General features: G+C 37.9%; 10 protein-coding genes. 4 read left to right on the top strand and 6 right to left on the bottom strand.

Annotated elements, in window-relative coordinates:
* Nucleotides 1-609 precede the first annotated feature (609 nt).
* On the bottom strand, nucleotides 610-939 hold the full coding sequence (locus AW17_RS22495) for a hypothetical protein (protein ID WP_029280389.1): 330 nt from the start codon (nucleotides 937-939) through the stop codon (nucleotides 610-612).
* Nucleotides 940-1,070: 131 nt separating this feature from the next.
* On the opposite strand from AW17_RS22495, the gene AW17_RS22490 reads away from it, so the two are divergent.
* Complete coding sequence (locus AW17_RS22490) at nucleotides 1,071-1,340, top strand: hypothetical protein (RefSeq protein ID WP_036670715.1); 270 nt, start codon at nucleotides 1,071-1,073, stop codon at nucleotides 1,338-1,340.
* A 181-nt stretch (nucleotides 1,341-1,521) separates the two neighbouring features.
* On the opposite strand, the gene AW17_RS22485 is transcribed toward AW17_RS22490, so the two are convergent.
* Complete coding sequence (locus AW17_RS22485; RefSeq protein ID WP_029280385.1) at nucleotides 1,522-2,304, bottom strand: HAD-IIA family hydrolase; 783 nt, start codon at nucleotides 2,302-2,304, stop codon at nucleotides 1,522-1,524.
* Nucleotides 2,305-2,819: 515 nt separating this feature from the next.
* On the opposite strand from AW17_RS22485, the gene AW17_RS22475 reads away from it, so the two are divergent.
* Nucleotides 2,820-3,062 carry a hypothetical protein gene (locus AW17_RS22475; protein WP_029280380.1) on the top strand — a complete coding sequence of 81 codons (243 nt, stop codon included), beginning with the start codon at nucleotides 2,820-2,822 and terminating at the stop codon, nucleotides 3,060-3,062.
* An 18-nt stretch (nucleotides 3,063-3,080) separates the two neighbouring features.
* Here the strand turns inward: AW17_RS22475 and AW17_RS22470 are convergent, their stop codons facing one another.
* The 4 genes from AW17_RS22470 to AW17_RS24370 all read right to left on the bottom strand — a co-directional run bounded on the left by AW17_RS22470 (nucleotide 3,081) and on the right by AW17_RS24370 (nucleotide 6,509).
* The gene (locus tag AW17_RS22470) at nucleotides 3,081-3,809 is read right to left on the bottom strand and encodes an esterase family protein (protein WP_029280378.1); all 729 of its coding nucleotides are present in this window, start codon (nucleotides 3,807-3,809) and stop codon (nucleotides 3,081-3,083) included.
* Between the two features lie 66 nt (nucleotides 3,810-3,875).
* A complete protein-coding gene (locus tag AW17_RS22465) occupies nucleotides 3,876-4,463 on the bottom strand; it encodes a GDSL-type esterase/lipase family protein (protein ID WP_029280376.1) in 588 nt (195 codons plus the stop codon).
* Nucleotides 4,464-4,917: 454 nt separating this feature from the next.
* Nucleotides 4,918-6,003: a fatty acid desaturase family protein gene (locus tag AW17_RS22460; protein ID WP_029280374.1), complete on the bottom strand. Its 1,086-nt coding sequence runs from the start codon at nucleotides 6,001-6,003 to the stop codon at nucleotides 4,918-4,920.
* 335 nt (nucleotides 6,004-6,338) lie between these two features.
* Nucleotides 6,339-6,509, bottom strand: coding sequence for a hypothetical protein (locus AW17_RS24370; protein WP_157280399.1), 171 nt, complete (start codon nucleotides 6,507-6,509; stop codon nucleotides 6,339-6,341).
* A gap of 427 nt (nucleotides 6,510-6,936) precedes the next feature.
* Between AW17_RS24370 and AW17_RS22450 the strand changes: the two genes are divergently transcribed.
* On the top strand, nucleotides 6,937-9,543 hold the full coding sequence (locus AW17_RS22450; protein ID WP_029280371.1) for a DUF7133 domain-containing protein: 2,607 nt from the start codon (nucleotides 6,937-6,939) through the stop codon (nucleotides 9,541-9,543).
* A gap of 39 nt (nucleotides 9,544-9,582) precedes the next feature.
* Complete coding sequence (locus AW17_RS22445) at nucleotides 9,583-11,466, top strand: heparinase II/III domain-containing protein (protein WP_029280369.1); 1,884 nt, start codon at nucleotides 9,583-9,585, stop codon at nucleotides 11,464-11,466.
* Nucleotides 11,467-11,702: the final 236 nt, after the last annotated feature.

Raw genomic sequence — 11,702 nt, 5'->3', positions numbered from 1 at the left:
TTTGTGGCGTTTTAATCAAGTTTTCTGTTAAGACGGTCGTCACCCTGAATTTATTTCAGGGTCTTTCACGCTAAAAAGATGCTGAAATAAATTCAGCAGGACGATAAAGCGGGATTAGGCGTAAATAAGATATAATTTTCAGCAAATAATTATCGAACTCAGGTTATTACGATGTAATACTGCCAAATGATTTTCAATCCAACAAAGCATTTGTAATTAAAATGAAACTGGAGTCACCAAAAGCAGCAAAGTTAATGGATGCTAAAATGTAGCCTGGATGAACGGTTTTTTCTTAAATGTTTAATACGATTTATAGTAAACCGTGCGGTTGTATACTATCAAACCATGCTTTGCGATAAATGGAAGCAATGGCCGAGAGGGCATAAACCGGTTTTGACAGGAAGATTTAAATGTAAACAACATGGTAATGAATAGGTTGATTAGTGCCCGAATTTTGCCTTCTATACTAAGCGTACTTTAGACTGGTTATCTGATGTTACGCCTGGTAAATACATTTATTTGGTTAGTTAACGATTGCGTAGCGATGGATATTTTTACGCAATCTTAATCCTAACCTCATGGGTATACATTCATATCATAATTATCAAATCAAATAATCCTTAAGCCTGATATCTTAATATAAATCACAGATGCAATAATATAAATCATGGGTGCGGTAATATAAATAGCGGGTGCGGTAATATAAATCACGGGTACGATAATATAAATCACGAGTGCAATAATATAAATCGCGGGTGCAATAATATAAATCACGGGTGCAATAATATAAATCACGGGTGCGGTAATATAAATCGCGGGTGCGGTAATATAAATCACGGGTACGATAATATAAATCGCGGGTGCAATAATATAAATCACGGGTGCGGTAATATAAAACGTGAGTGCAGTAATATAAATCGCGCTATTGGCCTGATACATTTAATATTGTATTAAAACTGTATCGTAACCTTAACAATTTAATAACGCTAACTAACTATCTTACTAATAACATCGGTTCATCTTTGTTAAAAGATCCTAACCAAATAATAGGATAATTTAAGCACAATGATATGAGACTGATTTCTTGCGTAGCGCTATTAATGGTTATACCAGCAATTGGACTTTTAACCAAAGCCAATAAATTTACTGAAGATAAAAGGCCTGAAACCCCAGTACATGAACACATTGTAAATGATTCAGCTTCATTTAAATTGTTTAAACCTATTGGTGTGGCTGCTCAGTTTGAGGGGGCACCTGTTGTATTTACAACTGATTATCGCTTGAGTTTTTTTAAGCCTGTGTATCTCCACTCAACCCCTTTATTTAGCATTAATAAATAAAGTAGGGCTTTGATTAGTTCAAAGTGCCATTAGTTCATTGGGTGTTGATTAGATCCTCAGCTCCTGTGGTGTCAGATATTTCTATCTGACACTAGATTGATCTAAATTCCAATTCAATGTTTTTCACTGTCAGATGGTAACATCTGACAGCACATTTAAACTCCAGGTTCGAAACTCCAAACTACTTACCTTCCCACCAGGCCAAAGGAAACTTAATCTCATCAACCGAGCTTGCAATCATATCGGGTTTAAAAGCATAATGCCCTAAAGTATCCTTGCTTGAGATACCCGAAAGTACCAGAATGGTTTTATAGCCCATTTGTACACCTCCTTGTATATCAGTTTCCATGGTATCGCCAATAACCGTAGTTTCACTGGTTTCTAATCCGAGAAATTTACGTGCCGAGCGCATCATCACCGGACTTGGTTTGCCTGTAACAAATGCTTTTCTGCCTGTTGCTTCCTCAATCATGGCTGTGGTAGCCGCGATACCCAGGTTGTTCCATCCTGGTTTTTTAGGTGATGGATCTCTGTTTGTAGTAATAAATTTAGCTCCCGCAAGAATCATATCAACAGCACGCTGCACCATTTCGAGCGTAAAGTTTCTACCTTCGCCCAATACCACAAATTCCGGATCGGTGTTTACCAAAGTAATACCATGATCGTGTAAACTGCTTAGTAAACCGCCTTCTCCCAATACATACGCGGTGCCATTCGGGCTTTGATCAGAAAGGAATTTACCTGTAGCCATTGCACTGGTGTATACATGGCTTTCTTCTACTTTTATACCTAATCCTTTTAGTTTGCGTACTACTTCCAAAGCTGTTCTCTGACTATTGTTGGTCATAAACGCAAAAGGAATATCTTCATCAATTAAGTTTTTGATGAATTTATCGGCACCAAATATCAATTCCTCCCCGCTGTAAATCACCCCATCCATATCTATTAATAATCCTTGTTTCATATTTTTTGTAGATTTAATCTGTTTATGTGCAAACTTAATATTTTCTTGTTCAATCAACGTTAAGATAATTCTTTGAGTCGTTCTGATTTTAAAATTAACGCTTTTTATTCATGAGCTTATTCATTATTCGAGCACATTTTGATGGATAATTAAGATTAAATTTTCCATCAATTTATTTAACATAAACTTAATATTCAGGCTGTAGCGTCCGTTCATTTGGTACCGTATCTGTTATAAAAAACTAATGATGAAAAACGCTTTCAAACCAACCGCTGTCTTTTTAATTTTATTAAGCACTTTGTTCGCCTGTAAAAAGAAGGTTGATGATCCAAACAACTTTACAATAGATGATCAAAATTTAACTAATTGTCCGCAGGGTACAAGCTGCAATTTTCATTATGCAAATTACGCTTCAATGGTAGGCGATCAACTCACCTTAACAACCGGCCAGTACAGAATTTTTTGCTAGGAGTGAGAATAACTATAGCACCAGCTGGTTATATTTTCAAGCACCGATGACCGGTGATAAATTTTTGCTAAATGATGCAGATGTATTGGCAGGTAAGGTAAAGTATATATTTGCTTGCGCATTACGTTTTGCTAGTGTTCCAAAGCCAGTTGGTGGAATGGTTAAAGGAATAAAAATAGCAAGTCGTGGTAACGAACCCGAAAAATGGTTGTTAGAATCTAAAATTGTTATGGGAGGTATAAGTGATACTCTTCGCATTAAACAATACTATTATCCTGCCGTACAATAACCCTTGCTTGTACGGATTTTAAATATACATAGGGGCCATTTTTCGCCAGTAATGGGGGCGGTGCGCATTGCTCTCCCAGGTATGAAACTGATTGGGTATACCTTTCTCCCATAACAGGCTGCTTAGGTGCTGGTTTCCACTCAAAAATGGATCAGTTTCGCCTACGGCAAGAATAATTTCCATGTTTCTAACTGCTGATAGCAATCGATCATCGTTTAGGTTAGCAATATACTGCGCTGGCATATTAAAATAAACTTTTTCGTCGTGAAACCCGTTCAGTAGGTCTCTAAAATCGCCTATATTGTCTGTAAGGTCATATCTGCCGCTTATGCCAACGGCTTTTTTAAATAACCAGGGATATTTCATGGCCAGGTTTATAGCATGGTAAGCGCCCATGCTACAGCCAGCAGTTTCTATGTAATCGCCATCATTTTTCTGATAGATAAGCGATAATACTTCTTCGAGGAGATATTTTTCATATTGTAAATGCCGTTCTATCCGTACTGATGGAAACACCTCATCGTTATAAAAGCTTTCTCCATCTATACTATCCACGCAGAAAATTTGGAGTTCGCCATTTTCAATCTGCGTACTTAATGAAGCTATAATTCCCCAGTTTTCGTAATCGTAAAACCTGGCCATACGGGTGGGGAAAAAGATAACTGCTCTTCCGGCATGACCGAAAACCAATAATTCCATATCCCGTTGAAGATTATGGCTGAACCACTTGTGATATTCCCTGTTCATTGGCTTCAATTCTTTTGCGGAAAATTAAGGCATGTATGTTATCGGGATATTAATTAAGCGTAATGATTAACCTAATTTCTCTTTAACAGTAGCTGCCCACAAACGATAACCTTCTTCGCTCAGATGCAATCCATCGTGATCGTAAAGTGCAGGGTCTGGATTGCCTTCTTTGTTGAGCATTTTCTTAAATACATCAATAAATTTCCAATTGCTATTGAGTTTAATTATTTCGCTTTCGATAAGGTTATTGGTATATCTAAACTGATCGGCCATTTGCCAACGGGTAAGACTGGGTTTTAGCGATATAAAATAACAGGGCAATATGCCAAACCGCTGGTTAACTTTAACCATGAGCTGCTGGAAAAAGATAAATATCTCTTCAGGGTTTCTGCCATCGCCAAGGTCGTTATCGCCTGCATATACCACAAGCGCCTTTGGTCTGTAGTCTATCATAATCCGCTCAAAAAACCATACACATGCTGCTAATGTAGAGCCGCCAAAACCTAAATTGGTTACTTTCATGTCATCAAAATCATCTTCGAGACTATTCCACAACCGGATAGATGAACTGCCATAGAAAATAACACCAGGATGCTCCCGATCTAAGAGATGGGCCCTTTCCAATTGTTTAACTTCTTCTTCGTACCAGTACATACCGTTAAAGATAAAAAGATCTACCTGTTGAGGAATGTATTGTATGTTAAGTTTATGTTATTAGGTGTTGTTTTATTGGTTCATTAGTCATTTGTTCATTGGTTATTTGTTCATTGGTTATTTGTTCATGCGCACCGTTCAATTTTACAGGTGCTCAAATCTTAATGCCCTAAACTTCTTAATGATGAAATAAATAAGGTTTAAGGGTTTTACCATTAAGACAATAAGAACCTTAAGGTTAAATTTGCATGATCTTAATGCCCTAAACTTCTTAATGATGAAATAAATAAGGTTTAAGGGTTTTACCATTAAGACAATAAGAACCTTAAGGTTAAATTTGCATGATCTTAATGCCCTAAACTTCTTAATGATGAAATAAATAAGATTTAAGGATTTTTACCAGTAAGGCAATAAGAATATTAAGTTTGAATTATCACCCTTAACTTAATAGCCGCTAAATTGTTTCCGGTTGCCCCATTTTTTTTAGGATGCGGTAGTGCGAACGCAGTGCTGATAAAAAAGTTGTGTTTTCATGGTAAGGTAATCCAAATTCTAATGCAGTTTGTTTTACAATCGTGGAGATCCGTCCATAATGAACATGGCATATTTTAGGGAAAAGATGGTGTTCTATCTGTCGGTTCAATCCACCAAGAAAAAATGCTGATATAGGAGATTGAGTTGCAAAATTAGCTGTAGTACGCATTTGGTGTTCTGCCCAGGCTTCTTCCATATTGCCTTCTGCATTGGTTATTGGAAAAGTTGTTCCTTCCACTACATGAGCAAGTTGGAAAACCAATCCCATAGTTAAACCTTGAGCCATATGTAACACTACAAAACCGATTGCAATCTGCCACCAGGCAAGCGGCATAACCAGTATCGGTAAACCAATAAAAATAAAGTAGTACAGAAACTTATAGAAAAAGAGGTTAAAGTATTCAACCTTCGGATGTTTGTTCTGGCAGGCACCCACACTTTTTTGAAAAAACTTTTTATAATCTTTACGAAACACCCAGGAAAGCGAAGCCAGGCTATATAAAGGGAAAGCATACCATTGCTGGAAACGCTGGTGTGGTTTTAATTCATCTTCTGTACAGATGCGTATAAGGCCTGGTGCTACTTCTATATCTTCGTCATGGCCTGGTATATTGGTATAGGTATGGTGTACCACATTGTGGGTAATGTTCCACACATACGGATTGGCTCCAACCATATTAAAAAGAAAACTGAAAAAAGAATTGATGCGTTTAGAACTCGAAAACGAACCGTGAATGGCATCGTGGCAGATATTAAAACCAATAAATGCACAAGTTGCACCAAGTAAAACGGTAAGTCCCAAAAGTATAGTGCTTTGCACGTTTAAAAGGAGTATGGAAAAGTAAAGTGCCAGAAATATAGTAAGGAAAAGAAAGGCTTTAAACCACATCAGCACATTGGCATTGATACTTCTATTGTTTTCTTTAAAGTCGTTGTTTACTCTGCGGCGAACTTCCGAGTAAAATGTATTCCCTGCTAAACATGGGAATTTTGCTTTTGATTTCATGATCCTGTGCGCTAATTTACCCCATGTACGAGGTCGATAACTCCAAGTTCATTAAGCTTTATGTATAACCTGGCTAATTGGCCAGGCTTAGTTATAAACGTAAACTACTGTGTTTTAGTTTTCGGCGAAGATAATAAATTAACTGTGATGCATCTGGCAATCATCTTAAATAATTATAACTTTCTTAACAAGAAAGTAAATTAATTTACAGATAATGGCTGTATCAACAAATTAATAATGAGGTGAAAGTAAAAAGAAAGGATAAAATATTGGGCATTAATATTTTGACTCCAGATTATATTCAATCGGAGAATTCAATTTAATTAAGACGCAGACTACTCGCTGTAGTTCCTCTTATTAGCAGCATAAATATGGTACCAAATGTAAAAAATCCATATTAATACCACCGTGCTATAAACCAATTCGGGTTCAAATGAATCCTTAGTAATTAACAGCGCAATGGAGGAGATCAGGGCAGTCAGGAAGAAATAAAGAATATTTTTCATAACGTACTGATTTAATGAATGTTGGATTTAGTAAATATAATAAAATATCTCCTTTGGAGCAAGTTTTTTACGAAATAATTTACCTGATTCTGATGAAAGTGGTTTTTTATCTCATTTATGAGGTATTTTTTCTTCATTTAATTTGTGTTTTACTTGTTATTATGCATAATTATAGCGGTTTGAAACTTATTTAGTTGTCCATGGTAATTAGTTTGAATTGTTGCTTTAAATTAATATGGATCTTTATCAGGATAACGTTTGTGAAGTTGTTTTACTTTAAAATGAAGTAAATAAGTTTAGCGGCCAGTAAGTAAAAGTGTCAAATGGTTAAGAATTAACTTAAAATGCACAAAATTGTGGCACAAGAGAATTTATATTTTTTTGTAAGTTTACGCGGCACAACTAACCAAGAAACAATAACACACAAATGATTAAATTTTCTTTAAGCTTAATTTCTTTTACACTAGTTTTTTTTGGATTAAGAAACTTCTTTAGCGAACCAAAAATACAACGCGTATCACCACCCGAATTAACGATAACCAATTTCGCAGGACCTGATGTTACACCCAGCCCCGCCTGTTTAGCCGTAGCACCAACCGGAGAAGTATATGTTGGTGTTGATATGATCGGCTCTTTAGGCAAAGATCCTGGTAAAGGCCATATCCTTAAATTAATAGATAAGGATAACGATGGTAAAATGGACGAACATGTAGATTTTGCCGAAGTGGATAATCCACGCGGCATTATCGTTCAAGGCAGCCAGGTATATGTATTACACACCACTTTTTCAAAAGAAACAAAACAGGCTACAGGCATGAATTTAGTTGTTTTCGAAGATAAAGATGGCGATGGAAAAGCCGATGGACCCGAAAAACCGCTTATAGAGCATATCAGTAATGCCAAATATATCCGCGAACGTGGTACCGACCATGCTACTAACGGTATCAGAATGGGGATTGATGGATGGATTTACATTTCCGTTGGAGATTTTGGATTCCATGATGCGGTAGATCGTTCAGGTAAAAAACTAACCATGTTAGGTGGTGGAATTGTGCGTGTTCGTCCTGACGGAACTGAAATGGAAGTATACACACATGGTACACGTAATGTTTATGATGTAGCTATCGATCCTTACATGAACGTTTTTACCAGAGAAAATACCAACGATGGTGGCGGATGGAACGTTCGTTTTTCGCACCACATACAATCTGGAGAATATGGTTACCCTGTTTTATTTCAGAATTTTACCGACGAAATTATTCCTGCACTTGCTGATTTAGGTGGAGGATCGGGTACCGGAGCATTATTTATGGATGAACCAAACTGGCCTGAACAATATAACCATGTACCAATGATGGCCGACTGGGGCAGAAGCATGCTTTATATTCATAGAGTTACCACTGATGGCCCAACCTTTACGCAGAAAGATGAAGAGTTTATTAAACTTCCTCAGATTACCGATCTTGACGTAGATGGTTCAGGAAGACTATATCTGTCGGCTTGGGATGGTGCAGGTTATTCTGGAAGCCCGAATAAAGGCTACATTGTTCGTGCAGTACCAAACAACTGGACATACAAAGCTTTTCCTGATGTTAAAAAAGCTTCAATTAAAAAATTAACCGAGCTACTTAAATCTAATAGTGCAGTAGGCCGCTTAACTGCTTCGCAGGAATTGGTTTTGCGGAACAATAAACAAGCTATTGCAACGGCTTTAAAAGTGGCTTCCGATCAAAGTTTAGCACTTGATGTTCGTATAGCTGGTATCTATACCTATGCACAGCTCACCAAAGAAAACGGTATTGCAACTTTAGTTGAATTTACCAAAGATAAAGCACTTAAGGAATTTGCTTTAAAAGCACTTGCAGATCGTAAAGGCAATATAGATAAAGTACCAGTTGAGCCATTTTTAGAAGGTTTAAAGGATCCTTCTCTTCGTGTTCAGGCTGCATCGATAATTGGTTTAAACCGTTTGGGCAGGGCAGAAGTTGCCAATGTGCTTTTACAAACCAAGGTGCCTGCTTCATTTACAGCACCTGCCAAAGGTACTGAAGGTCCTCATGCAACACCAAATTCAGCCATTATTTTGCCTCACTTAGCGGTTAGGGCCTTAGTTGATCTTCAGGCGGTAGATGCTTTGCTTGCTGCTGTTAAAACTGAAAATTCAACCCTTGCACTTTGGGCATTACGTTATATACATACCGAAAAAGCGGTTAACGGATTGATCGAAAACTACAAACAATCGACAGATGAAAAATTAAAACAACAGATCCTGGTTACCTTGGGCCGTTTGTATAAAAAAGAGATTGCTTACGATGCTACCTGGTGGTGGGGCACACGTCCCGATTCACATGGCCCATATTTTAAGGCTGTTTCATGGGAAGGTTCTCCTATTATCGAAAAGTTCCTGAAAGAAGAGGCTACGAAAGCTGGAGCACAGGGAAAACAATTTTTCGTTGATTTAAATGCGCGTCAAAGGATGGATATCCCTGAATTTGCCGAAGAAGAAAAAGTAGCTACAACGGAAGAACCAAAAATTGATCTGGATAAAATCAAAAACAAAAAAGGTCAGGTGGGCAAGTCATCTATCGAAGATGTATTGTTGGCTATCAATAAGTTACAGGGCAATCCGTTGAAAGGAAAAAATATTTTCAATAGTCAGGGTTGTGTAGCCTGCCATAGTTTAAGCAAAAGCGAGAAAATGAAAGGTCCTTTTATGGGACAGATCGGCTCTATTATGAGCCGTGAGCAGATTGCAGAATCGATATTAAAACCTAATGCTTCAATTTCTCAGGGATTTGCTTCAGTAATGATTACCGCCAAAGGCGACCATACCTATATGGGCTTTATCACAGAAGAAACGGCTGCCAAAGTAGTGATTCGTAATATTGCAGGAGAAGTTTTTACCATCAAAGTGGGCGATATCCTGTCGAGAAAAGAAATGGAAACTTCGATGATGCCAGAAGGCATGGCCAATTCATTATCATATGAAGAACTGGCTTCATTAGTTTCTTTCTTATCTGAACAGAAAAAATAATTTCTCGTAGTAAAATTTGATAAGTATGATCTGTAACCCATGAAAAAAAATCAGCTTATCACAATTAGTTGTACCATCATAACCTTGTTTTGCTCAACGATAGCAGTAGGGCAAAGCAAGGAAATTGATTCAACTTTTAAGATGCCTTCGCATCCAAGGTTATTGATAAGCCATGACCTTGAGAAACAGATCTTAGAAAATGTAAAGCGCGACGCGAGGTTTAAACAAATCCATCAAGCCATACTATCTGAAGCTAATCATGTTTTAAATAAACCGGTATTAGAGCGGGTGATGATCGGCAAACGTTTGCTTGATGTATCAAGAGAAGCACTTAAAAGGATCTATTACCTCTCATATGCTTTTAGACTTAGCCATGATAAAAAGTATGTAGCAAGAGCAGAAAAAGAACTGCTTGCAGTTTCCGGTTTTAAAGATTGGAATCCAAGTCATTTTCTTGATGTTGGTGAAATGACAATGGCTTTGTCAATAGGTTACGATTGGTTATATCAGGATTTACCCCAATCAACAAGAAGTATAGTGGCCCTTGCCATTCTCGAAAAGGGAATACAGCCTTCAACAAATAATAAGTACAATAACTGGCTAAATATTACCAATAACTGGAATCAGGTTTGTAATGCGGGCATCTCGTTTGGTGCAATAGCTACTTTCGAAGAACACCCGGCCTTATCGGCAAAACTCATTAACCGGGCAATTAAAAGTGTAATCCTACCCATGCAACAATATGCGCCCGATGGTGCTTATCCGGAAGGTTATGGATATTGGGAATATGGTACATCTTTTAATGTCATGTTCATTAGTGCTTTGGGCGGTGTTTTTCATCAGGACTTTGGCTTAAGCACTGCGCCCGGTTTCCTTAAAACAGCTGATTATCTGGCTAATATGACAGCTCCTTCGGGCAAACCTTTCAATTATTCGGATAGCAGGGCGGTGGCAGAATTTAATCCCGCACTTTTTTGGTTTGCATCGAAACTGAACGACCCTGGTTTGCTTTGGGTAACTAAAAAACAGCTCGATGAACAAATGCCATTACAGAATAGGTTACTGCCATCAGCAATGTTGTGGGGAGCAAAACTATCGCTTAATGACATTCAGCCTAAAACTGCACACTTTTGGATCGGAAATGGCCCTAACCCCGTTGCTTTGATGCGAAGTTCGTGGACAGATCCGCTGGCTACTTTTGTGGGCTTTAAAGGTGGCTCACCCGGCGTTAGCCATGGTCATATGGATGTAGGCTCTTTCATCATGGAATCGCAAGGGGTGCGTTGGGCCATGGATTTTGGAATGCAGGAATACGAATCGCTCGAATCGAAAGGTATTAACCTGTGGGACAGTAAACAAAATGCAGCGCGCTGGAAAATATTCCGCTACAACAATCTCGCACACAATACCCTTTCAATTGATAGTACTTTTCAGCTTGTTAAGGGCAATGCTGCTTTCATCAGTAGCGCTGATAATGGCCTGTTTATGAATGCTGTTGCCGATCTGAGTAGCTTATATGCTGATAAACTAAAAAAATCAATTAGAGGGGTGGCCCTGATCAATAAAAAAACAGTACTGATCCGCGATGAAATAACCGTGGGAAACACTGATGTAACACTTCGGTGGTCTATGGTTACACCTGCTACAGTACACATTATTGATAAGCATACCATAGAATTAAGTTATAAAAGCAAAAAATGTTATCTCTTCGTGGATGCCCAAAGCGAAGTTAAAATGAAAACCTGGTCAACAGATCCGGGAACCGATTATGATGCTAAAAACCCGGGGACTTCTATTGTAGGATTCGAAGTAAGGCTCAAAGCTGATAGCGAAGAGGCCATATCAGTTTTTCTAGATGCCGGGAAACCATCACAAAAAAGCTTTTCTGCTAAACCAATAGCCAGCTGGCCAAAAAATAAATAAGCTTGGTAGCTGATGTGTTTTCAGCTTTACCTTCTAAGGCTTTATTTTACTGATAATTCTTTCTAAAAACCTGAGTTCGATTATTAAATCTCATTTTGTGGCGTTTTAATCAAGTTTTCTGTTAAGACGGTCGTCACCCTGAATTTATTTCAGGGTCTTTCACGCTAAAAAGATGCTGAAATAAATTCAGCAGGACGATAAAGCGGGATTAGGCGTAAATAAGATATAATTTTCAG

The sequence above is a fragment of the Pedobacter borealis DSM 19626 genome, assembly GCF_000708285.2.
GTDB classification, from domain to species: Bacteria; Bacteroidota; Bacteroidia; order Sphingobacteriales; family Sphingobacteriaceae; genus Pedobacter; species Pedobacter borealis.
Note: the sequence above shows the minus strand (reverse complement) of the source record. Positions and strands in the feature narration are given on the sequence as shown.

Coding starts and splice junctions, on each gene's coding strand:
- AW17_RS22495 (WP_029280389.1), bottom strand. CDS start 939: ATGTATCAGGCCAATAGCGCGATTTATATTACTGCACTCACGTTTTAT.
- AW17_RS22490 (WP_036670715.1), top strand. CDS start 1,071: ATGAGACTGATTTCTTGCGTAGCGCTATTAATGGTTATACCAGCAATT.
- AW17_RS22485 (WP_029280385.1), bottom strand. CDS start 2,304: ATGAAACAAGGATTATTAATAGATATGGATGGGGTGATTTACAGCGGG.
- AW17_RS22475 (WP_029280380.1), top strand. CDS start 2,820: ATGACCGGTGATAAATTTTTGCTAAATGATGCAGATGTATTGGCAGGT.
- AW17_RS22470 (WP_029280378.1), bottom strand. CDS start 3,809: ATGAACAGGGAATATCACAAGTGGTTCAGCCATAATCTTCAACGGGAT.
- AW17_RS22465 (WP_029280376.1), bottom strand. CDS start 4,463: ATGTACTGGTACGAAGAAGAAGTTAAACAATTGGAAAGGGCCCATCTC.
- AW17_RS22460 (WP_029280374.1), bottom strand. CDS start 6,003: ATGAAATCAAAAGCAAAATTCCCATGTTTAGCAGGGAATACATTTTAC.
- AW17_RS24370 (WP_157280399.1), bottom strand. CDS start 6,509: ATGAAAAATATTCTTTATTTCTTCCTGACTGCCCTGATCTCCTCCATT.
- AW17_RS22450 (WP_029280371.1), top strand. CDS start 6,937: ATGATTAAATTTTCTTTAAGCTTAATTTCTTTTACACTAGTTTTTTTT.
- AW17_RS22445 (WP_029280369.1), top strand. CDS start 9,583: ATGAAAAAAAATCAGCTTATCACAATTAGTTGTACCATCATAACCTTG.